Source organism: Paenibacillus sp. 32352 (assembly GCF_002042965.1).
Classification (GTDB): Bacteria; Bacillota; Bacilli; order Paenibacillales; family NBRC-103111; genus Paenibacillus_S; species Paenibacillus_S vulneris.
The window spans coordinates 71,264-93,721 of the sequence record NZ_MZNT01000016.1; the positions used below are offsets into that span (position 1 = coordinate 71,264).

The following is a 22,458-nucleotide window of genomic DNA, read 5'->3' on the forward strand; positions in this document are numbered from 1 at the left end:
GCCAAGCCCCGGCCTTCGGGGCTACTTTTGTTTGTTGCGCGAGTTGCGCCATTTATTGAATTCCAAAAATTCCGCAAACTGCTCCTTGCTGACCCCGGATTCCTTTGCTTCCCGTAACAGCTCCATCCATTCCTCATCCAGCTGCCCTTGAGGGGTGGTGTCGTTATGGAATAAGGTTTCTACGGAAACCCCCAGCACTTGACTGATCTTTTCCAAAAAATGAACGGAAGGATTCGATCTCAGATCTCTCTCTATCGAGCTTAAATACGATTTGGCCACACCGGCCTTCTCCGCCAGCTCGGAGATAGAAAGCCCTTGCTCCAAACGCAATTGCTTGACTTTTTTGCCAATCATGGTCGTGACCCCTTTATGTTCTATCGTCAGTTCTACTAGTTATTTACACTAAGTATTTATTATATTTTAGCAAAGAATAAGCCGTCTGTGGCTTTATTTTAAATGTAACCGTTTTCAATGTAAAATAAAAAAGAAGAATCCGCAGATTCTATAAGAAAATAGCCTATTCTTCTTCTTGGTTACTCTTGTTTTTCATCTTTATGTTTGTTTTTTTACATTCATTGAAAAATTGCCGGACTTCCTCTGTGGAAAGTCCCGAATCACGGGCGGCGATCATCAGGTGAACCCAATTCATATCCTGTCTTTTCGTATGCACTGTCGAAGACAACGACATAGCCTAATCCCTCCTGGTTTCGGAAATTTGGCACATTATACTGTTCGTCCGACGATCCGGATTTTTGTCCGCTGAGGGTCATATTTGGGATTTTTTGCCTATTTATTTTAGGGAAATGAATCGTATGACCCAATAGAATCATACATTCAGAAGCCGCTTCGAATCCAAGGGTTGAGGGGGGAGGGCAGGTCATTCCGACATGACGATTTAGGTACTTTTATTACGAACGGGTCAAATTTTAAGCGTTTTGTGATCCATTTGAGCTTCAAGAACATCGTATAACGCCAATTTGTAATTGATTTTATCTAGATTGTAGTAAAGTTCTTTTATTTTTTTCTCAATTTCTGATTTATGGGTTAACATCATTTTTTTGCGTATTGAAATCGTGCGATCCCCCTCTTTAAATAGGTTTACATATTCCTGGATTTGAGTGATGGGCATTCCTGTTGCCCGAAGTGCGGTTGTAAAGCGAATCCACTCTAAATCTTCCTGGTCATATACGCGGTTCCCATTTTCGCCGCGCTTTACATAAGGGAGAAGTCCCTCGCTTTCATAGTATCGAAGTGCGGAAGCCGATAGTCCTGTTATCTTAGTAACTTCTTTTATACTCATCATAGTTCTTCTCTCCTATATTAAAGTGTACTTTAATACATTTTCAAACAACGTTAGATAGATATTTGTATGATAGCTGCCAATATCCATAAGAACCAAACTTGGTGCGGGGAAATATGGGGATAATTATACAAAATTTATCGAAAGGAATAAACGGTTGACTTCAAGTCCGCTTTAGCATGTACGCTATAAAAGGAATTAAATCCCGCTTTGGAAAGGATGAGAGGATTTTGAAAACTAGACAATTAGGTCATAGCCATCTGGAGGTTTCGGCAATTGGTTTAGGCTTGATGGGAATGTCAGAACTGTATGGAAAAGCGAATGATGAAGAATCGACTCGCACAATTCATCGTGCATTAGAATTGGGCGTTACGTTGCTTGATACAGCCGATTGCTATGGAAATGGCCATAACGAGGAATTGCTCGGTAAAGCATTAAAAGGACGCCGTGAACAAGCGATTATTGCGTCCAAGTTTGGTGTGGGACCCAATTTTGAAGGAGTATTCGGACGTCCCGACTATGTGAAAACAGCGATCGATAGAAGCTTAAAACGGTTAGGTGTTAATTATATTGACTTGTATTATTATCACCGCATTGATCCTGAAGTGCCAATTGAGGAAACGGTAGGAGCGATGTCCGATTTGGTGAGGGAGGGAAAGGTGCGGTATATCGGTTTGTCAGAAGCATCGTCAGATATCGTGCGCCGAGCCCATGCCGTTCATCCTATTTCCGCTTTGCAAACAGAGTATTCACTTTGGAGCCGGGAAGTAGAAACAGATATTTTACCTACTGTAAACGAATTAGGCATTACTTTCGTAGCGTATAGTCCATTAAGCAGAGGATTTTTGTCTGGAGGCGTTCGTAAGTTCGAGGATTTTGCCGAGACCGATTATCGCCGAGTCCTGCCGCGCTTCCAAGGGGAAAACTTCCAGAAGAACCTTGAGTTGGTTGACAAAGTGAAAGAAATCGCCAAAGAAAAAAATTGCACGCCTTCACAATTAGCCATTGCTTGGACGATGGCCAACGGAACTTTGCCGATTCCTGGAACGAAGCGCGTGTCCTATTTGGAAGAAAATATAGGATCGTTGGAAGTTGCACTGACTTCCGAAGATTTACGTCGTATAGAAGAAGTAATGCCCAAAGATTCTGTAAGCGGGGATCGTTATTAATGAAATTACTCATCGCGGCTTCTTGAATTCGGGCAATGACACCGACTACGGTGGGAGAGTGCATCGCTGAAAGCCCGGACGATAGAATAAGAGCTATGACGCGATCGACGTCATGGAACGGCATCAAATAATCTGAATATTAAAAATGTTCACGTGAACATAGATAAATGCTCTCCAGCCTGTTATAATTTTATTAGCAAAACCAAGTCTAAAAAATGAAGCTGGAGGTTCCATGATGAAGCTTTCCGTATTTACTGTCGTTACACCGGACCTATCCCCTGAAGAATTAGCTGCAGCTGCCAAAGAAGCAGGAATTGACGGCATCGAATGGCGCTTTAAAGAAGTTCCAGAGGAATTTAAAAATGAGAAGCCTTCCTTCTGGCGCAACAATCTGTGCTCGATCGATCCTTCCGCTACGGATGAAGAGATTGAGCGTTTTGCACGCGTAGCCCGTGAGCATGGCCTGCAAACGATTAGCGTTACGCCTTATTTGAAGGCCGGAGATATTGAAGCTACGGAGCGTGTCCTTCAGGTAGCCCAAAAGCTGGGTGCCAAAGTGATCCGCGTCGGCGTACCTAACTATGACCGCTCGACTCATTATAATGAGCTGTTCGATCTGGAGGTTCGTTATTTGGAGGCGGTAGAGCCGCTGGCCAAAAAATACGGTGTCAAATGTCTCGTCGAGACTCATCACAACACGATCATCGCCAGCGCATCCGCCGCGCTTCGTTTGGTGAGCCGCTTCGATCCGAATCATATCGGCGTACTGTTCGATCCGGGCAACATGATTCATGAAGGATATGAGAACTTCCGCATGGGAATGGAGCTGCTGGGACCTTATCTGGCTCATGTTCATATTAAAAACACAGGCTGGAAAACGGCGGATGTTCGCGAAGACGGTTCGCAAGCCTGGACCTCCTATTGGGAGCCGAATCTGGAAGGTATCGTGAACTGGAAGCAAGTGCTTGCCGATCTGAAAGCGGTAGGCTACGACGGCTACCTGGGGGTAGAGGATTTCAGCGGCAAATATGGCTCCAAGGAATTGCTTAAGCAATACGGAGAAGAGGTTCGCAGCATTTTGGCCTCCATTTAATAAATGTGCAGCAAGCCCGCTGCCGGCAGATGCCGGCAGCGGGTTTTTTCATATTGATTTCGGGGTTCTCCACAAAGCACCTTATTCAGCTTAGATACCGAAGGCGTCTGCTTCTTGGGTTTATTTTGGTTTTTTGGGAAACGATGATAAGATAGAAGCATAAATTTGAAGGGGAAAAAGGAGTCTGAACGAGTCCGATGAATCCTGTTGCCAAATTGCTCATTATCGGCGGCGCGGTCATGATTGTCGCAGGCCTGCTCTGGGCGGTCGGAAGCAAGTACTTGCAGCTGGGCCGGCTGCCCGGCGATATTGTCGTGGAGAAGGAAAACTTCAAGTTTTATTTTCCTGTCGTGACCTGCATCGTCATCAGCGTCGTTTTGTCACTCATTATGTATGTGATTCGATGGTTTTCGAAATGAGTGGAGGATGCGGCGGAATACACGGAATACCGAGAACGGCGCTCACCATGGAGGTTGAGCGCTATTTTGCATGATCAAGCGGAGAAAGCGGGTTAAATAGATGTTGTTATGTGAAAATGTTCACAATAAAACAAAAACAGGAAATAGTTTGCTTGAGGGTAAATAGAGGGATAGAAGCTAGCATCATTTTGATGAAAATCCATTCTATTATCGTCCTTAGTAGAATATAGATTAGTAGACAATGGTTATCCGAGGTGAAAATCTTATGATTCGTATACGCAACAATCCCGCTTCGAGCGGCAGGCCTCGCAGCGGCCTGCTGCTCGTGCTCGCGTGCAGCCTGCTGACGGCATCGGCAGGCTGCACCGCCAAGCCCGCCGCCGCGCCGCCCGGCGTCGATGCCGGCTCCGCAGCCGCCGTGACCCAGCCTCACGGCGGCGGCGAGACGAACCTGCCGACTGCGGCGCAGCAGTCGGCGGGGTACCGCTTCCCGCTGACAGGACTGGTCAGCGGACAGCCTGCCCATGACCGCCCGGTGGTGGTCATGGTGGAGAATGCGCCGCAGGCCCGGCCGCAAAGCGGACTCGATCAGGCCGATCTCGTCTACGAGATCCTGGCCGAGGGCGAGATCACGCGGTTTGTGGCCGTGTATCAGGCCCAAGCGCCGAAGGTGATCGGGCCGGTGCGCAGCATCCGGCCGTATTTCGTCCAGCTCGGCGAAGCGCTGGACGCGGTCATCGTGCATGCGGGCTGGAGCCAGGATGCTATGGACCTTATCGCCGAGCATAAGCTGGAGCATCTTGATGAGGTATACGGCGACGGAGCCTATTATTGGCGGTCCGGCGACCGCAAAATGCCGCACAATCTGTACACCAGCATGGACAAAATCCGCCAGGGCATAGCGAATAAAAAATTCCGCACGGAGTGGAAGGAATCGGGACTCTCTTACGCTTTTGCGGCAGGGAAGCCGGAGCTTGCCTCCGGCGGCAAGCCAGCCGCGAAAGCAACGATTCACTATATTCGCGGGTATAATGTTTCCTACGAGTATGACGTCGAGACCGGCTTGTACAAACGGTTCATGGAAGGGAAGCCCCATAATGATAAGGAAACGGGCAAGCAGCTGACCGCCGCCAATGTCCTTGTATGTGAGAGCAAGCATCAGGTGCTTGATAACGAGGGACGCCGTGATGTTGATGTAACAGGCCCGGGCAAGGGATATTTGCTGCAGGCCGGACGGATGAAAGAAGTGACATGGGAGCAGCACAACGGGATGATCCGGGCCTTCTCGGAGGGCAAGGAGCTGGCGATGCTGCCCGGCCAGACCTGGATACAAGTCATCCCCGAAGGATGGGGAGTGGATATGCAATAACATGATTGAATATTTCAAAAATAATGATTGAATCCATCATAAATCTGCGTTATGATTGCCTCGTAAAGATGTTATCCAACGTTGAATAAAGGAGAGGATTCGGTTGGCTAATGAAGTGTCAGTGCCGCTTTCCGCGGTGTTAATAGGAGCGGGACAGCGATGTATGATCTATGCTTCCTATGCGGAGAAGCATCCGGAGCAGCTATGTATTGTCGGTGTCGTGGAGCCGGATGCCGAGCGGAGGAAGCTGGCGGCAGCGCGGTTCGGCATTGCAGACGACCGTTGCTTCGATACGGTGGAGCAGTTAGCAGCGCTTCCCCGCATTGCGGATGCGGCTATTAACGGAACGATGGACGAGCTGCACGTGCAGACGACCATTCCGCTCCTTAGAGCCGGATATGACGTCCTGCTGGAAAAGCCGATCGGCGTAACCGAAGAAGAGGTTATGGAGCTCAAGCGCACTGCCGATGAGCACGGGCGCACGGTCATGATCTGTCATGTGCTGCGTTACGCTCCTTTTTATACAGCAATTCGCGAGCGGATTGCCGCCGGAGAGATCGGGGAAGTGGTGAACATCCAAACCTCCGAGCATGTCAGCTACCACCATATGGCCGTATCCTTCATCCGCGGCAAATGGGGATCCCAGGAGCAATGCAAATCGTCCATGCTCATGGCCAAATGCTGCCACGATCTTGATTTGATTACCTGGCTGAACGGAAATGCGCGGCCGGTCAAGGTCAGCAGCTTCGGAAGCCTTTCCCATTTCCGTTCCGATAAAGCTCCGGAAGGAGCGGGAACCCGCTGTCTGACGGATTGCCGGATTGAAGAATCCTGTCCGTACTCGGCCAAGAAAAATTATATTGACCAGGGCCGCTGGGGCTTTTACGTGTGGAACAACCACCACTTGGGGGCAAAGCTGACCACCGAGGAGAAGCTGGAATCGCTGCGCACCGATAATCCGTACGGGCGCTGCGTATGGCATTGCGACAATGACGTTGTGGACCGTCAATCCGTCATTATCGAATTCGATAACGGCAGCACCGCCTCGCATAACATGATCGGGGCTACTCCCAAGGCCTGCCGAATCCTCCATATTATCGGTACGAAGGGCGAAATCGAGGGGGTTATGGAGGACGGGCATTTTGTCGTCCGCCATCCGGATCCGAGACCGGGACAGGGCTATACCGAGGAGCATGTGAATATTAACATCACCGATGACGGGCATGGCGGCGGTGATTTAAGGCTTGTCGAGGATTTTGTCAAAACGCTTCGCGGTGACCAATCCTCCGTCATGTCGACGACGCTCGATCAGTCCATTTCGGGCCATGCCATCGGATTTGCCGCCGAACGTTCGCGGCTTGAGGGACAGGTCGTATTCCTATAGCTGTTTTTTGTAATATAAATGAAATCTATTTTTCATCTTAGATTAATGTTGCCAGCCTATAATAATAAACGACCCCCCTTTTCATATAAATACATTGGATAAGATCCGCAGCCACCGTTTGGTATGCGGGTCTCTTTTTGTTTATTTAGTCCAAGGGCATCTTCATATCCGAGCTTCTCTTGCCCGGAAGGATACTGCAATAATTTCCAGTTTGGAAGTATAATAAAGAGGAATATTGGAAGTGTTAGTAGCTAACCAATGACACTACAGCCGAGCCTGGAAAGGGAGAATAGGATGAAGAGACTGGATGATATTCATCTTCGCGATCCGTTCATCTTGCCCGTAGAGCAAGAACGGAAATATTATTTATATGGCACCTCGGGGGAAACCGCATGGTCTGGAAAGCCGCAGGGCTTTGATGTCTACATAAGCGATGATTTGGTGAATTGGGAAGGGCCGTACCCTGCGTTTCGGCCTGAGGCCTCATTCTGGTCGGACCGTCATTATTGGGCTCCCGAGGTTCATGAATGGAAAGGCAGCTACTATATGTTTGCAAGCTTTAAATCAGAGGAACGCTGCCGCGCGACGCAAATTCTTGTATCGGAACGTCCGGAAGGCCCTTATAAGCCGCATGGCAGCGGCCCTGTGACACCCGAGGATTGGGAATGTCTTGACGGCACGCTGTATGTGGACCGGTCCGGAGATCCCTGGATCGTGTTCTGTCACGAATGGGTGCAGGTTAAGGACGGTGAAATATGCGCCATGCGGTTGTCCCCCGATCTGACCGAAGCACAGGGTGAGGTCATGACGCTATTCAAGGCCAGCGAGGCTCCCTGGGTAAAGCCAGTCCGGGATGGGGACACGTACGTAACGGACGGCCCGTTCTTCTACAGCTCCAGAACAGGCGAGCTGCTGCTCCTATGGTCCAGCTTCGGGGAGCAGGGCTACGCAATAGGGGTTGCTCGTTCTTTGAACGGGGATATCAGCGGCCCCTGGGTTCACGATCCGGAGCCGATTTACCGGAAGGACGGCGGACATGGGATGCTGTTCCATGGCTTGCTGGGCGGGTTGATGCTCACGATTCATTTGCCGAACAAGAATCCGAATGAGCGCCCTCATCTATTTCCTGTAGAAGATTGCGGAGACACACTCAAGGTAGGGGCCGCGATCGTCTAGCTGTTAAAAAGTATGCAGACCCTCAGGAAGCCTGAAGATACCTTCCTATTCGTAGTATCCTTCTGTGGATTTGCGTAATTGGTTGAATTGATCCGCATCATGCCCGAACCATACTTGGGAATTCGTTCGGGCAGCAAGCGTGCGGACTTTCTCAACCGAGTTCCGGTAGCCTATCAAATCGTATAAAATGCCTGGCGGCTTGACGGGGGGACCGTAGCTCTCCGCCGTATAGATGGTATCGGAAGCGAGGATGATCCCGCCTGTTTCCGGCATATCTATGTGCAATCCTAGCATGCCCCAGGCATGGCCGCTCCCAAAGTTCATAACCCTGATGCCTTCTGCCAGCTCCAGGTTGTCTTCATTGCGTTTGACGGTCCGCCATTGCAATTGGTTTTTGATCCAAGCATCGATGTCCGCCCATACATAGGCACCTTCTTTTTCGTTGCGAGCATAGCTTTGCAGCGCTCCATTCAGCTCATCTTCATGGACGATGATCGTAGCGTTCGTGAAGATCTCCAGGCACCCGGCATGATCCAGATGCAGATGGGAGGCAACGACGTACTTGATTTCCTCCGGTCTGATTTGGAGCTGCTCCAGCCGATGATGCAGATAGCATTCCTCGCTAGCTGCCCAAGGGGACATTTGCTGAGTAGATTGGGCCCAGCGTCCTTCGCTGCCCATTGAATTCGGGTTGCAAGCCGTATCGAACAAAATTTTTCCTTCCGGGTGATCGATCAATACCGTATAGATCGGAAATTCTACGAATTGTGCCGGTGGATTAGGATTGCTGACCGTAGCTGGATTATGCATGGCGATAATCCAGTTTTTATCCATACGCATACGTCCGTTATCCATCACATACAGCTTTGGGCGGGCTTTAATAATATTCGTCATGTTCATTTCCTCCTTTTTTATCCTGTGCTAGACATACAATAATACATAAACTAAACTTAAGTAAGTAGGCACTTTAAGGTGTCCTGGGAACTTTGAAGTGTACAGGAGGGGACCATTTGACATCTTCAGCCAAAACAAAACAACCCGATATCTCGTTGTCGATATGCGGCTACAGCAGAGTTCTTGAAATCATTTCTAACAAATGGACGGCACTTGTCATTTATGCATTGGAAAACGGAAGCATTCGATACGGAGAAATGGAAAGAAGAATCGACGGTATTTCCAAAAAAATGCTTACTCAAACGCTGCGGAAGCTGGAATGGAACGGTCTGGTCCAACGCCATATTACAGCAAGCGTACCCCCAACCGTTGAATATTCGCTCACTCCTTTAGGGGATAGCTTGCTTCAACCGATGAGAGAGCTAAGACAGTGGGGTAGGGAAAATTACTGGCATGTCGAAGCGGCAAGAGCCAATTATGAGCAAACATAAGGCTGCCGACAATTACTTATAACAGCAACAGACCTTCCTTATAGCAGGAAGGTCTGTGTTTTTTCTCTCGATAGGGAGGTCCCGCCTGAGCTGCGACACAATACGTCGAAAATCCCCCCAGACTGCTTTTATCTAAGCCCCCGTGAACGTTTATTTCTTCTCCTTCAGCATGCCGGAATGCAGCAGCTTGAGCTGGATATCGATTCCATCCAGGGAGCTCTTGTCTAAAGCGAGCTGATCTTCCGACATCCTTTTCCAATCCTTATAATGCTGGAGGTAGAGGGCATATTGGAGCTGAAGGACATCGGCATGGATAGCGATTCCCTTTTCATAAGTGAACCGGATTTCGTTCTCCATCATTTTTTTGGCTGCGGCAACAAGCTCCTTTTCCGGCGTATCGCCGAACAATTCCACGACATTCCCCTGCAATGAAATCCGCAGATGATATTGGGGACGGCCTGACGCCTGCTTTACATCAATATGGACCAACGGATCCTCGAGCGATACGACTCCAAGTAATTTTCCGTTCTCTTGCACTTTCAGCGGGGAACGGACCGTATTTCCGATAACCCAGCGAAGCCCCTTCAAATCTTCATGTTTTAAGGCTCCTTTGATTTTTTTGCCGCTCATGATGAATGCCCCGTCCCAGGTCAGCTTCGGGTCCGGTTTTTCGGATTTTTCCCATTGGTCCGGATTGATAGAAAGGATAGGCAGAATCACGGTTCTTGCGGGCTCGTTGTAATCCCCTAAGAAAGTCATGTACTGAATCGGAAGTATCCAGGAGTGCTGCATATAGTTGGCGGCCGGCGAATGTGAAATCGTATCGCGGGGAGACAGATTGAAGAAAGCGGGCGCGTTCATGATTTCGGTTATAGGCTGTTTGGTCGCGAACACCCATGGGGTAAGCCGAATTTCCCGAAATCGGGTCAGAGCGTCCACATACCCTCCCGGCCATTGCTTGAGCGCCTTCTCCCCGATAAAGATAGTAGTTACGTGACTCCATACCATTCTTTGCTGTGCCGTATTATAGAGGTCATTCATGGCCAGGTTCAGCGATTCTCCTATTCCTTTGCCGACCCAGGTCTTTGTCCCTCCCCTGCTCTCAGGGCTTTCCTGCTTCGCAATTGCGGAAAATTCCAGGAGCTGCGCATAAACGACGTAATTCGGTTTCTCGTAATCCAGCCCGATGGCGGAGATATAATTGATCTTTTCCACATTTTGGGCATCCCAGCAGCCGGTGATGAGCGCCATGCCGACAAGAAGAGCTGCCATGATCGGTATCCGTTTCATTCCTTACTCGTACCTTCCCGGGTGGAATCGATGGTCTCCAGCATCCCCGGCCTGCTTTTCTCAGCGCTCCATGGAAGTGCCAGCAGGGCAGGAATCAAGCCCCGGAAGGTAATAGGGGATAAGGGGGCAAGATAGGGAAGACCGAAGGAGCGCAGACCGGACAAATAGACGACAATAAAGAACATGGAGATGAAGAAGCCGAACAACCCCAGTATAGAGGAGCACACCAGCACGAAAAGTCTGAGCACGCTCACGGTTCCGCTTAAAGACTGGTTGACCAAAGTAAAGGTGGCGACAGCGGTCACCGAGGAAGCAATCAGCATGGTGGGTGAAGCCAGCCCGGCCCGGATAGCCGCGTCCCCGATAATAAGTCCTCCCACGACGGCAATGGTTTGTCCGACGGCCTTCGGCAGCCGGATGCCGGCCTCCCGAAAGATCTCGAACAAAAACAGCATCAGAAGCGCTTCCAGCGGTGCCGAGGTGGGCAGCCCTGTACGGGAGGTTACTACGGTAGCCAGCAGCGGAAATGGGAGCTGCTCCATATTGAACGTGCTTAAGGCAACCCAAAAGCCGGGAACAAAAATGGCCACGAACAAGCCGATGAGCCTTAGCGCTCTTTCAAAGCTGACAAAGTAAAAGGTGAGGTGCAGGTCCTCCGGCGATTTGAGCTGAGACGTCAGGTTAGACGGCGCGATCAGAGCCATCGGGGAACCATCCACCAAGACGGCGAAGCGGCCCCGGAGCAGGGACTCGGCAATAAAATCGGGCCTTCCTATATAGTCGATCAGTGGAAACAACGAATAGGACCGGTCGGATAACCCTTCCTCCAATTGGGCGCTGCTTAGAAGGGCATCGACACAGATGTTATTGAGCCGGTTGCGCGCTTCCTGGATCGTATTCGGATTGGCAATGTCGCGGATGTACATTAAAGACACCTTGGTCCGGCTCCTTGTTCCTATTTCGAAAGGCTCGTTGCACAAGGTGGGCGTCCGCAGTCTTTTACGTATTAAAGCGACGTTCGTAGAGATTTCCTCTGTGAAGGCATCCCGGGGGCCTTTGAGTGAAATTTCCGTGGCTGATTCTTCCGGGTTCCTCTGCGGGATCTGCGGAATAGAGACGGTGTAAACCAGGGAGAGGGCTTCGAAGACAATGACAAGATGACCGCTGAACAAGCGCGTAAACAGGCTCTCGTCCGACCGTATCGATTCCAGCTGGAGCAGGCCGCCCAAATGATCCGTGATGGTCTCCCACTTCGAATGCTCCTTGATGCAGACGGTGACATTGGGGATGACCCATTCTTGCAGCTGTTTGGAATCGATCATTCCTTCGCAATAGACGAATATGACCTTGGGGCAAGCCGGATTGGAATAGGTATGGGCGGCAATGCATATATCATCGGAATGGGCGAAATAGGAGCGAAGCGTCTGCTCATCCCAGCGTGTCAGCATCTTGGAGGGCTTGCTTCGGGTTAAAGGGGACGTTGTACGCCTGTCTTCCAGCCTGCTGCGTATCCAATGAAGAAGGTTCATAGGCTTCGTCCTTTCTGCCTGCTTTTTAGAGCGACAAGGGTGATAAGAACAAGCGAGATCACAAGTGCCGCGTAGAAGGTTATCGCGTAATAGTTGTGAATGTAGGCGACGAAAGTCATGTCGCTGACCGGCAGCATACATAGAATAAACAAGCATAAGCTGATCAGATTAATCGATAATTGGCGTCTCCGGGGCAGTCTGATCTGGAACAGCTCGACGATCAGAAAGATCGATAGCGCGATGCGGATGAAGCTTCCGGAGAGCCACTGATAGATAGAGAAAAAGTCGACATGGGCGATGTACTCGCCAATTGTGACGAGCCTCCACTGCTCATAGGCAGGGTAGCGCAGATTGGCGGCCTCCTCCGGGCCGAAGGCGGCAATCGATCCTGTCAGCGGGCCTAGAGTCAACCCGCAAATGACGGAGAGCAGCGCAAATAAATGGCCCCATTTGAGGGGACGGCTTAATAAATGCTGCATAAACAAGATGATGATCAGCTCGATAAATCCGCCGCCAATATAAATCGTGCATTGGGCAATGGCGGACAGCTGGCTTGTCATCATCGGAAACAGCAGATTATATCGCTTATATTGAAAGTTAGCGGCCATGACGAAATAACCGAGCACGATGACCATGGGCAGAAGGATGCCCGCCGCAATCGCAATGGATTGGATGCCTTTGCTAGCGGTATAACAGCTGAGCAGAATCAGAGCGGCAGCAATAATGATTACCGGAGTTTGGGGTAAATACGTTACTTTGGTCCAGGTTACCGTTTCTTTCAGTGAAATGAAGGCGATGCATCCTATATAGATAGCGGCTGCAAATTGTATGAATCGTGTAAACCAGACTCCCGTATGGTTCTTGAGCCAATCGACAAGATTCGCTTGCCTTGTTTTTTTTGTTATGGCAAAAGGGATCCAAATCCAGGCTGCGAGCAGGATGAAGGCGGCAATGACGCTGATCCATGCATCCCGCTTCGCGGTTTGCAGAAGCAGGGGAATGACGGTAACATGATTGGCAAGTCCGACGGTCATGGTTAGTAGGATGCTTAGCTGCAGTATGGAAATTTGGTTGGACGAATTCATGTTGTTCAGCTCAGCCCCCTTATTCTCCCCTTAGAAGTGATACCCAAAAAAGGGATGTTTTACACCGGGAATTTGTCGAATGAGGTCAAAATAAATCTTTGATCAAAGCAGCAATGACCCGCAGGAGGGCATCTTTTTAAAATGCCTCCTACGGGCCACCGAGTCGGAGTTAAGGCTATTTATTGTACTTCTATTCCTGCCCCACCTTTTAAGGCGGCAGCCGGCACACTTTCATTTTGAACAAGCAGGGCTCATCGCTTGCTTACAGCATTCACCCGTATGGCTCTTCCAACCTTACCATGGTGTTTCCGTTTTATGTTCGATAACCGGCAAAATTTTTGGCTCAAGAGCTTTTTTCATTTGTTCCTTTGAAGGATGGCTCTTAGGGATTTCCCCATTTTGTTCAGCTTGAATCTGTCCTTCAGCCTGCGTATTCGCAATCACATCAATCACTTGCTGTTTAGAGACATGCTTAGATGCTGCAATATCAACAACAGATTGCCCTTTTGCCAATTGCTGCTTTAATTCTGCTGGGCTCATGTTTAGTAATGAAAGCAGGTTTTCATCGTTCAAAAAGGCATCAGCAGTATAATCGGGCTTACCATTTGTGGAGAAGAAGCCTTCTACTTTCATGTTTGAAGGTGCAGTCTCACCGCCGATCAGAGAAATACTGATGGTATTGCCCTGGACAAAAGCCTGGTAGAATGGCGCTTTCGATCCCTTTTTGGTGTAATTTAACATCCATGTTTTTTGTTCCGGGTTCTCCATTTGCTCCATAGCAGACTCATACTCACCGATGCTGCCGTACATTTTATCAATAAGATCATCTACCTTGGTCTTGATTTCCTGATCCGTTAAAGCAGTGAGCGGCCTCTCCTTAGGCTCCCAATTCTCTTGAATCACGTGCTCGATCGCACCCGTAACTGCGTTGGTATGAAGAGTAATCCTTTTGCCGGTTCCACCTTTTTCCTGCAATGTAATACTGGTTTGGATACCTTGAACGCGGCTTGCATCGATAATCTCAAACGATTTTGTTACGGGCAATGCGCTGTACAGCTTCTCAAGTGCTGCCTTGCCAGCCTCATCCACCTTGACTTGTTCCGTAGTCATTGGTGTTCTAGTAAGCATTTCAATCAGGGGAGGGGCCGCAAATGCTGCAGTTGGAATCAAAATCGCAGCCGCAGCGATTCCGCTAATAAGTCGTTTTTTCATAGATAGTTCTCTCCTTTTTCGTTGCAAATATTGCGCATAGGATTGTTCTATGCGTTTGGAAATGGCCGGCGGGCATTCCATCGCTTCTGCTGCTTGATGCAGATGTTCACGGATTTTGCGTTCCATAGTCATGAAGCTGTTCCATCCTTTCCGGGGGGAGATTCCCTACATGTTTTCGAAGCGCCTGAAGGCCAGCATGATATCTGGACTTGACTGTACCCAGCGGAATATCGAGCAATACTGCGATTTCCTCAAGAGTATAGTCATGGAAAAAACGGAGGATAGTCACCGTTCGCTGCTTGTCGGTCAGTTTTTGAAGTGCCTGCAATATCTCTTGGTTAGTCCCCTCCGTCACCACAGCGGGATGATCCCAATGATGCTCTTCCCGGGAGAAGATACGGATGCGTTCAAAAATTCGGAATCTCCGCCAGCCCTTGACTCGAAATCTCTGCACTTGACGGATGACCAATCCGTGCAGCCAGAAGTGGAAAGGACGGTTCATATCATAGCTGGCAAGTGAGGTCCACATTTGCATATAGATCTCGTTCATGATGTCTTCCCGATCCTGCTGGTGATCCACCAGAAAGGAGACTGTGCGGTAGACGTCCTGATAGGTGGCGTCATACATCGCTTGAAACGCCTGTTGGTCACCATCCTTCACTTTGGCGAGTAATTCGTACATGTATTCACTTTGCATTCAGAGGGCCCTCCTGAGTAAGCAGCTTACACCCTATATTGTCTCTGTATCCCAAAAAGGTTCGGTTCTATTTAGTTTTTAGTTTAGGTTATATTCCAGTGCTAATAAATATGGAAAAAAGATCAGAAGCTTTACTTGACTTAAAAAGTTAACTCGTGTTAATCTATTTATATGAGTTAACAAAACTTTGGAAGGAATTCATAATGGCAGAACAAAACGCTATACCATTGCGGGAGCTCAAGAAAGCCCGGGCTAAGCTGGCCTTGTACGAAGCGTGCCTCGAGCTTATCGGAGAAAAATCGTTTCGCGAGGTCTATTTGGAAGACATTTGCCGTAAGGCGGAAATATCGAAGGTCACCTTTTTTAAATTTTTTCCGCAAAAGGAGGATGTGCTCGTTTATTACATGCGGGTCTGGCTGACAGACCGGATGATCGAGCTGGCGGAGAAGCCGAAGCGGGGATTTGCGGCGCTGCGCCATATATTCGCTGACGTGGCAGAGCGCTCGAAGAAATGGCCTGGCCTGATGCTAAGCTTGATCAGCTTCTTGTCCGAAATGAAGATGCATCCGTGCATGCCGGAGCTTAGCGAAGCCGAAATTTATTTGCTGTTTCCCGAGCATAGGGAGATCGGCCGGCAGGATCCGAACCTGTTCGAGCTGTTTCGGCAGTTTGTAGAAGAGGCCCATGCAGATGGAGAATTAAGAGAAGGCATAACGCCGGGTATGGCCGTGCAAATGGCGTTTACGATTTTTTACGGGGCGTTTCTAACCGCGCATTTGTACCGGTCCAACGATGTAATGGGAGTATATGAGGCTCATCTGAAGCTATTAATGCGAAGTTAAGCTATAGAATAAATAAAAAGGATGTGGGTGCAATGTCAAAGGTTATACCGGGAAGATATACGGCCCAGATGGAAGGGTCCTTTGTCGTTTTTATGATTGGAATGCGCATTAACAAGCTGTGGGCCGTTCACAAGTGGCTGCCGGTGATGAAGGCGATGCCCAAGATGTTAAAGGAGCTGTATCAGCATCCGGAGCTCGGTTTTTTGTCGGCCTCTTATTTCCTATCCTGGCGCGGTTTGACGATAGTGCAGTATTGGCGGTCCTTTGAGCAACTGGAGCATTACGCGAGGCATGGGGCTACCCATCTGGAGGCTTGGCGTGAATTTAATCAGAAGGTCGGAACGAGCGGTACGGTTGGTATTTATCATGAATCGTATTTGATCGACGAGGGCAAGCATGAATGCTTCTATAACAATATGCCGGTCTACGGATTGGCCCAAGCCGGCTCCCACCTTCCCGTGGCCAGACGGCATGAAAGCGCCCGCGACCGGTTGAGTTCCGGCCGCGGACACAAGCAAGAGAATACGGAAATTACCGGATAAAGCTGGCATGCAAAAGGAGCTGCTCCCGACAACTCGGGATCACAGCTCCTTTTGTTCATTTATCAAATGGAATGCCCTGAATGGGCTGTCTTGGGTCAGGCTGAAGGTCTACGCCCCAAAATCAGCGTGATGACAAACAGGATCAGGAACAGAACGAACAACACTTTGGCAATCCCCGCTGCGGCGGAAGCAATGCCAAGAAATCCGAAGATTCCGGCGATGATTGCAATAACCAGAAACAATAATGCCCAGCTTAACATTTGCCTCACCTCCCAATAGGATTCCGTTCATGTTGATGTCTTTAGCCTAAGCGTTATCGCATCGTGCCGTCGGGTCCAATACTGTCGGACATATAGAGGCCGGCGGGCGGAATAACCGGCTCGTCCCGATGGAGATTGCGGCGGCGGGCCTCCTCCAGATCATGGCGATCGATATCGTCGTACCATACCATGACAAGGATTTTTCCTTTGTCGAGCTCAGCCTCGAAATGATCGGCCTCCGCTTTCGTCAAGCCCAGCGAATGCATCTTGGAGCGCAATTGGTCTCCCCTGGAGCGGAACAAGTTCGCGAATGTATTCGCGATGCCTTCCTCATACAAGCCTACTTTATTGGTGTCCATAAGATTGGCCAGCCCTTCGGTGGTCTTGTCGTCATGAGCCAACACGTAGATTTCCTCCAGCGCATAGCCTTCCCTTCGGAAATCGCGAATGGCTTCGATTGCCTGCTCCTCTGTCATTACCAGCTTCACCTTGTTGTTCATGGTAATCCCTCCTTAGAGTTTTCGCTAGAAAACTTTCTTCGTGAGCGCCTACTGAGTTTTCGATTAGAAAACTTTCTTCGTGAGCACCTACTGAGTTTTCGCTAGAAAACTTTCTTCGTAAGCGCCTGCCGAGTTTTCGAGTAGGGCACTCACTTGAGCTATCGAGCCGCCGGGATCGGCATGCCATTTTTTAACCGCTTGCCCCAGGAATGAAACAAGAAGCGAAGGTGATTCAATCCCGCGGAGATTGGTTACATAAATATAGAGTTCTATTTATAATAGAAAGCAAGTAAGACGCAAAACGATAGGGGACTATTGACGATGAATATCGTAATCGTGGACGACAATCCCATTAACCTGATGGTGATTGAAAAAATATTGAGCAATACGGGGTATTCGCATTTTATCAAGCTGTCATCCGCAGTGGAATTGCTGGACTTGTTAAATGTAGGGACCGGGATGGGACCCAAGGAACCGGTCGATTTGATTTTGCTGGATATGATGATGCCTGAGATAGACGGTCTTGAGGCCTGCAGACGCATTCAGGAATGCGAGGAGCTGAAAGACATCCCCATCATCATCGTGACGGCATTGGGAGACTCCAACCTGCTGGCGGAGGTGCTGGAGGCGGGGGCTTCGGATTATGTGATGAAGCCTGTCAACAAGGTGGAGCTGATCGCGCGCATACGCGTAGCGCTGCGCTTGAAGCACGAGAAGGACTGGCATAAGGAGAACGAAGCGCGGATCAAAAGCGAGCTTGAGCTGGCCAAGCAGGTGCAAAGCAGCGTGCTGGGTCAGCCGGTCCATACGGATAGGCTGGATATCAGCGCCTCCTACCATCCCTCCTATGAGCTGGCAGGAGATTTGTATTCCTGGTACCGCATCGATGACCACCGGTACGGCATCATTTTGCTGGATATGATGGGGCATGGCATTTCCTCGTCGCTTGTATGCATGTTCATTTCATCCGTCATGCAGGATACAATCACGCGGTTCGTCTCCCCGGATCTGGTTGTCGCCGAGCTGAACCGGTACATGAACCAGTTGAACAAACGGAATAACAACGGCTTCAGCTATTATTTTACGGCTATCTATCTGCTGATCGATACGGAGGCCCGGACTATCGAATATGTCAACGCCGGACATCCGCCCGGCATGCTGTTCGAGGAAGGGCAAGCGGTCCGCCTTTTGGATCAGGGAGGCTGTGCCGTCGGATTTTTCGAGCAAATGCATATTCAAAAAGGGGTGCTCGAATACAAGAGCCCGATTCAGCTTTTCCTGTATACGGACGGCCTGCTGGAGGCGCTGGAAGAGGAAGGGCAGGAGGAAACGAACCCGCTTATCAATGAGCTGTCCGCATGCAGCGGAGAGGAAGAGCTGTGCAGCATCATCGATCGGCTTCTGCCGCCTGAGGTCAGGAAGGAGCAGGAGGACGATATTTGCATGGTCCTGGTTCGAGCGAGGTAAAACGTCGGAGGGGCTGTAAGGAGAGAGTACAATGAAGATAAAAACAAAGCTGTTTCTCGGCTTCGGAACGCTGATGGTGCTGATGTTCACACTGGCCGGAATCGGGATTAACCGCTTGACGACGATAGACGAAAGCATGAAGGAGATTTACAGCAACCGGTACAAGAAGGTGCAGCTGACCGCGGAGCTTCACAACGGGACGACGGAGCTTGCCAAGTCGCTCGCTAATTTGCTGTTGATTGCCGACCCGGCGAAATCGACCCAAAGTCTGGAGGCGATTCGTTCGCAGAGCCTCATTGTCTCTAAAGCCCTTAGCCAAATGGATACCGAGTTCAAAGGGGGTATGGAGCAGTCCTTAGCGGCCGATATTTCGAATAGCGGCAAAACGTTCTTGAAATACAAGGACGACGTCCTTCAGCTGTACAGGGCGGGCAAGCAAGCAGAGGCCAACGAGCTGCGAACCGCAGTCGGCGTCGGTTACCAGGATGATTTTGTAAGCAGCATCGGCAGTATGACCGATTACCAGGAAGAAGCGATGAAGCAGGCTCTGACAGCGGCGGAAGAAGAAAACAGCCGCGTTTATACGTATACGATGCTGCTGGCCATACTGAGCCTGTTGATCGGCATTGCCATCATGTTCTGGATTGTTCTTAGCGTGACCCGGGGATTGGGAATGCTATCGGGTATCATCTCGAATTTCGGATTGGAAAAGGAGCAGGGCAGATGGATGGGCTCCTATCGCATAGCGATTACGACAACGGATGAATTCGCCGATATCGCCCATATTTTTAATGAGATTGCTGAGGATTTGGAGGAGTCAACGGCCAATGAACGGAAATTAAGCCAGCTTAATGCCGATCAGGCTTGGCTCGAATCCCATATCTCGTTCATTTCTACGGAGCTTCAGAGTGTCCGGCGGTTCGAGGAGATGGGGCAGACGTTCATCGGCGAGCTCTGCCGCATCATTGGGGCTCACAGCGGGGCTATTTATATCGCCGAGAAGGAAGCGGGTCCCAAGCAGGATGCACTCCGTACATTGGAGCTAAAAGGAATGTATGCCCGTGCAGACGGGACGGAGCCGGTTCAACAGGTCATCCCCGGACAAGGACTTATCGGTCAATGCGCCTTGGACGGGAAGCCGATCGACCTCGCGGAGGTGCCGGCCGATTATTTGAAGATCCGGTCCGCCTTCGGAGAGGTGGCCGCGCTATCGGTAGCCATTCGTTCCGCTGTCTCTTACGATGAGGTTGTGGCTGTTTTCGAGGTAGCCTCTCTTCAGCCCTTCAGCCTGCTGGAGCTTCAGCTGCTGGATCGGCTCAGCGAGATCGTTGCGATAACGGTGCAGCGAATCCGGGCACAGCTGCGGGTAGAGGAGCTGCTGCGAATTTCACAGTCGTTGACGGACGAGCTGCAGAGTCAATCGGAGGAGCTCTTGACCCAGCAGGAGGAGCTTCAGGCATCCAACGAAAAGCTGGAGGAGCAGACCAAGGCTTTGCAAGCCTCGGAGGAGCTGCTGCAGCGCCAGCAAGAGGAGCTCGAAAGAAGCAATGCCGATTTGCTGCGCAAAACGAAGCAGCTTGAAGAGCAAATCCTCGAATCCGAAGAAATGAACCGGCAGATCGAGCATGCCAACGACGCGCTGGAGAAGCAGGCGATAGAGCTGACCTACGCGTCCAAATACAAGTCGGAATTTCTTGCCAATATGTCTCATGAGCTGCGGACGCCTCTCAACAGTCTGCTGATTTTGTCCCAGCTGCTGAAAGAGAACAAAGAGGGTAATCTTAACCACAAACAGGTTGAGTATGCCGAGACGATTTATACTTCGGGCAGCGACCTTCTGAAGCTGATTGACGATGTGCTGGATCTGGCCAAGGTCGAATCCGGTAAAATGGAGCTTCACACCGAGACGGTTGTCATCAAGGACGTGACGGACGCTCTGTACAAAGCTTTCGTCCCGATGGCCCGCAAGAAGAAGCTGTCGTTCGATATCCACATCGATGAAGGGACTCCGCAAGACATCGTGACCGATTCCCTACGCCTTCAGCAGGTGCTGAAGAATCTGCTTTCCAACGCATTTAAATTTACGTCCAAGGGAGGCGTATCCATTCATATTCATTCGCTGACGGGCGGCAGCCCTATGATCGGATTTACGATAGCGGATACCGGAATCGGCATTCCTGCTGATAAGCAGAGAATGATCTTCGAAGCATTCCGTCAGGCGGACGGCACGACGAGCCGCCACTATGGCGGGACGGGACTCGGCCTGTCGATCAGCAGGCAGATAGCGGGACTGCTTGGAGGCTGCATTGAGCTGGAGAGTGTGGAGGGCGAAGGAAGCCGCTTCACCTTGTACATCCCCCAAAATCATGAATCGCTGCTGAGCGAAGGCTATGCGCAAGCGGCTGCTGCCAGGGACGTCGAACCGCTCTTAGCGGAGCCGGTTCCGCCTATGGCTCTGTTGAGGCCGATGGAATCCGCCGCCATGCCTTCTGAGGAGACGCAGCAGCTTCCGGACGATCGAGGCTCTATTGAGGAGGGCGACAGGGTTCTGCTGATCGTGGAAGACGATATCCATTTTGCCAAAATCTGTATGGATACCGCCCGCGAGAGAGGCTTCAAAGTCATCGTCGCACTCCAGGGAGACACGGGACTCGAGCTGGCCAAAGCTTATAAGCCGGATGCGATCCTGCTCGATATCCAGCTTCCAGTGATCGACGGCTGGTCCATTCTCGTTCATCTCAAGAATGATGCCGCCACGAGGCATATCCCGGTGCATATCGTTTCGGTAGTGGACGAAATTCAACAAGGCTTGTCCATGGGAGCGATCGCTTATTTGCAGAAGCCTTCCAGCAAGGAAAGTCTGGAGCAGGCGTTCGCCCAAATCGAAGCCTTCCTGGATAACGGCTTGAGACGGCTTTTACTTGTAGGCAAGGACGAGGACCATCGCAGCACCATAACCGAGCTGATCGGGCATGATGATGTTCAAATCGTCAGTGCATCGGGCGGAGCCGAAGCTTGGGACGAGCTGAAGAAGCAGTCCTTCGATTGCATGGTTATCGATATGGGACCGGCGGATCTGGCCGAGTTCGAGCTTCTGGACCGGATTAAATCCGAAGAAGGCCTGCGGCGTCTGCCTATTGTTATTTATACGCAGCATAGATGGGACAGCAAGGAGCGGCTCAGGCTCAAGAAATATGCGGAATCGATCATTATCAAGGACGTGAAATCGCCGGAGCGCCTGCTGGACGAAACGGCCATGTTCCTTCATCGGGTGGAGGCCCGTCTGCCGGAAGCCAAACGCCGTATTCTGCAAAAGCTTCACAGTAAGGAAGCGGTGTTCGCCGGTAAAAAGGTGCTCCTCGTGGACGACGATATCCGCAACGTCTTCGCCCTGTCGAATTTGCTGGAGGGCTATGATATGCAGGTAGCCTTTGCGGAAACGGGCAAGCAGGCATTGGAGCGTCTGTCGGAAAGCCCGGATATTGATCTTGTGCTCATGGATATTATGATGCCGGAGATGGACGGCTATGAAGCTATGCGCGCCATCCGCAGCCAGCCGCAGTTTGAGCACCTGCCTATCATAGCCTTGACGGCCAAGGCCATGAAGGACGATCGAGAGAAGTGTGTCCAGGCTGGGGCATCGGACTATATTACGAAACCGGTTCATACGGAGCAGCTGCTTTCCCTTATCCGTGTCTGGTTATGCAAGTGATGAGCGGTGCAGGAGAGAAGCGGAGGC

The 22,458-nt window shown here is 50.4% G+C and carries 22 protein-coding genes; 11 read left to right on the forward strand and 11 right to left on the reverse strand.

Features of this window, described 5'->3' with window-relative positions; genetic code table 11:
- Window positions 1-21: 21 nt before the first annotated feature.
- From B1728_RS29755 to B1728_RS29765, 3 genes are all read right to left on the reverse strand, one after another.
- Entirely contained in the window at window positions 22-354 is a 333-nt protein-coding gene (locus tag B1728_RS29755; protein WP_079914062.1) for a helix-turn-helix domain-containing protein, read from the reverse strand.
- Between the two features lie 163 nt (window positions 355-517).
- A complete protein-coding gene (locus B1728_RS29760; RefSeq protein WP_079914063.1) occupies window positions 518-688 on the reverse strand; it encodes an anti-repressor SinI family protein in 171 nt (56 codons plus the stop codon).
- 231 nt (window positions 689-919) lie between these two features.
- The gene (locus tag B1728_RS29765) at window positions 920-1,303 is read right to left on the reverse strand and encodes a MerR family transcriptional regulator (protein WP_079914064.1); all 384 of its coding nucleotides are present in this window, start codon (window positions 1,301-1,303) and stop codon (window positions 920-922) included.
- 227 nt (window positions 1,304-1,530) lie between these two features.
- Here B1728_RS29765 and B1728_RS29770 point away from each other — a divergent pair, with 227 nt between their 5' ends.
- The 6 genes from B1728_RS29770 to B1728_RS29795 all read left to right on the forward strand — a co-directional run bounded on the left by B1728_RS29770 (window position 1,531) and on the right by B1728_RS29795 (window position 7,910).
- Window positions 1,531-2,469 (forward strand): aldo/keto reductase, encoded by a 939-nt coding sequence (locus B1728_RS29770; protein ID WP_144028052.1) that lies wholly within the window; start codon window positions 1,531-1,533, stop codon window positions 2,467-2,469.
- Window positions 2,470-2,704: 235 nt separating this feature from the next.
- The gene (locus tag B1728_RS29775; protein ID WP_079914066.1) at window positions 2,705-3,562 is read left to right on the forward strand and encodes a sugar phosphate isomerase/epimerase family protein; all 858 of its coding nucleotides are present in this window, start codon (window positions 2,705-2,707) and stop codon (window positions 3,560-3,562) included.
- Window positions 3,563-3,759: 197 nt separating this feature from the next.
- Window positions 3,760-3,981 (forward strand): DUF2905 domain-containing protein, encoded by a 222-nt coding sequence (locus B1728_RS29780; protein ID WP_079914067.1) that lies wholly within the window; start codon window positions 3,760-3,762, stop codon window positions 3,979-3,981.
- A gap of 265 nt (window positions 3,982-4,246) precedes the next feature.
- A complete protein-coding gene (locus B1728_RS29785; protein WP_179136258.1) occupies window positions 4,247-5,350 on the forward strand; it encodes a DUF3048 domain-containing protein in 1,104 nt (367 codons plus the stop codon).
- 103 nt (window positions 5,351-5,453) lie between these two features.
- On the forward strand, window positions 5,454-6,734 hold the full coding sequence (locus B1728_RS29790) for a Gfo/Idh/MocA family protein (RefSeq protein WP_256865571.1): 1,281 nt from the start codon (window positions 5,454-5,456) through the stop codon (window positions 6,732-6,734).
- Between the two features lie 294 nt (window positions 6,735-7,028).
- On the forward strand, window positions 7,029-7,910 hold the full coding sequence (locus B1728_RS29795; RefSeq protein WP_079914070.1) for a glycoside hydrolase family 43 protein: 882 nt from the start codon (window positions 7,029-7,031) through the stop codon (window positions 7,908-7,910).
- Window positions 7,911-7,955: 45 nt separating this feature from the next.
- On the opposite strand, the gene ahlS is transcribed toward B1728_RS29795, so the two are convergent.
- Window positions 7,956-8,804, reverse strand: coding sequence for an AhlS family quorum-quenching N-acyl homoserine lactonase (gene ahlS, locus B1728_RS29800; protein ID WP_079914071.1), 849 nt, complete (start codon window positions 8,802-8,804; stop codon window positions 7,956-7,958).
- Window positions 8,805-8,920: 116 nt separating this feature from the next.
- Here ahlS and B1728_RS29805 point away from each other — a divergent pair, with 116 nt between their 5' ends.
- Window positions 8,921-9,295: a winged helix-turn-helix transcriptional regulator gene (locus B1728_RS29805; RefSeq protein ID WP_079914072.1), complete on the forward strand. Its 375-nt coding sequence runs from the start codon at window positions 8,921-8,923 to the stop codon at window positions 9,293-9,295.
- Between the two features lie 150 nt (window positions 9,296-9,445).
- Here B1728_RS29805 and B1728_RS29810 read toward each other — a convergent pair whose 3' ends face one another.
- The 5 genes from B1728_RS29810 to B1728_RS29830 all read right to left on the reverse strand — a co-directional run bounded on the left by B1728_RS29810 (window position 9,446) and on the right by B1728_RS29830 (window position 15,108).
- Window positions 9,446-10,585 (reverse strand): Ger(x)C family spore germination protein, encoded by a 1,140-nt coding sequence (locus tag B1728_RS29810; RefSeq protein WP_079914073.1) that lies wholly within the window; start codon window positions 10,583-10,585, stop codon window positions 9,446-9,448.
- Entirely contained in the window at window positions 10,582-12,114 is a 1,533-nt protein-coding gene (locus tag B1728_RS29815; RefSeq protein ID WP_079914074.1) for a spore germination protein, read from the reverse strand. The genes B1728_RS29810 and B1728_RS29815 overlap by 4 nt, the downstream gene beginning before the upstream one ends.
- Entirely contained in the window at window positions 12,111-13,199 is a 1,089-nt protein-coding gene (locus tag B1728_RS29820; RefSeq protein WP_079914075.1) for a GerAB/ArcD/ProY family transporter, read from the reverse strand. The genes B1728_RS29815 and B1728_RS29820 overlap by 4 nt, the downstream gene beginning before the upstream one ends.
- Window positions 13,200-13,493: 294 nt before the next feature.
- Window positions 13,494-14,543, reverse strand: a complete 1,050-nt coding sequence (locus B1728_RS29825; RefSeq protein WP_179136259.1) for a hypothetical protein — start codon at window positions 14,541-14,543, stop codon at window positions 13,494-13,496.
- Window positions 14,518-15,108: a sigma-70 family RNA polymerase sigma factor gene (locus B1728_RS29830; RefSeq protein WP_079914076.1), complete on the reverse strand. Its 591-nt coding sequence runs from the start codon at window positions 15,106-15,108 to the stop codon at window positions 14,518-14,520. The genes B1728_RS29825 and B1728_RS29830 overlap by 26 nt, the downstream gene beginning before the upstream one ends.
- A 203-nt stretch (window positions 15,109-15,311) precedes the next feature.
- Here B1728_RS29830 and B1728_RS29835 point away from each other — a divergent pair, with 203 nt between their 5' ends.
- Window positions 15,312-15,950: a TetR/AcrR family transcriptional regulator gene (locus B1728_RS29835; RefSeq protein WP_079914077.1), complete on the forward strand. Its 639-nt coding sequence runs from the start codon at window positions 15,312-15,314 to the stop codon at window positions 15,948-15,950.
- A 32-nt stretch (window positions 15,951-15,982) separates the two neighbouring features.
- A complete protein-coding gene (locus B1728_RS29840) occupies window positions 15,983-16,492 on the forward strand; it encodes a DUF4188 domain-containing protein (protein WP_079914078.1) in 510 nt (169 codons plus the stop codon).
- 95 nt (window positions 16,493-16,587) lie between these two features.
- On the opposite strand, the gene B1728_RS29845 is transcribed toward B1728_RS29840, so the two are convergent.
- Entirely contained in the window at window positions 16,588-16,752 is a 165-nt protein-coding gene (locus tag B1728_RS29845; RefSeq protein ID WP_079914079.1) for a DUF1328 domain-containing protein, read from the reverse strand.
- A 53-nt stretch (window positions 16,753-16,805) separates the two neighbouring features.
- A complete protein-coding gene (locus B1728_RS29850; protein ID WP_079914080.1) occupies window positions 16,806-17,252 on the reverse strand; it encodes a YflT domain-containing protein in 447 nt (148 codons plus the stop codon).
- 321 nt (window positions 17,253-17,573) lie between these two features.
- Between B1728_RS29850 and B1728_RS29855 the strand changes: the two genes are divergently transcribed.
- Both B1728_RS29855 and B1728_RS29860 read left to right on the forward strand, forming a co-directional pair.
- The gene (locus tag B1728_RS29855) at window positions 17,574-18,719 is read left to right on the forward strand and encodes a SpoIIE family protein phosphatase (RefSeq protein WP_079914081.1); all 1,146 of its coding nucleotides are present in this window, start codon (window positions 17,574-17,576) and stop codon (window positions 18,717-18,719) included.
- 31 nt (window positions 18,720-18,750) lie between these two features.
- Entirely contained in the window at window positions 18,751-22,431 is a 3,681-nt protein-coding gene (locus tag B1728_RS29860; RefSeq protein WP_079914082.1) for a response regulator, read from the forward strand.
- The last annotated feature ends 27 nt before the right edge of the window (window positions 22,432-22,458 follow it).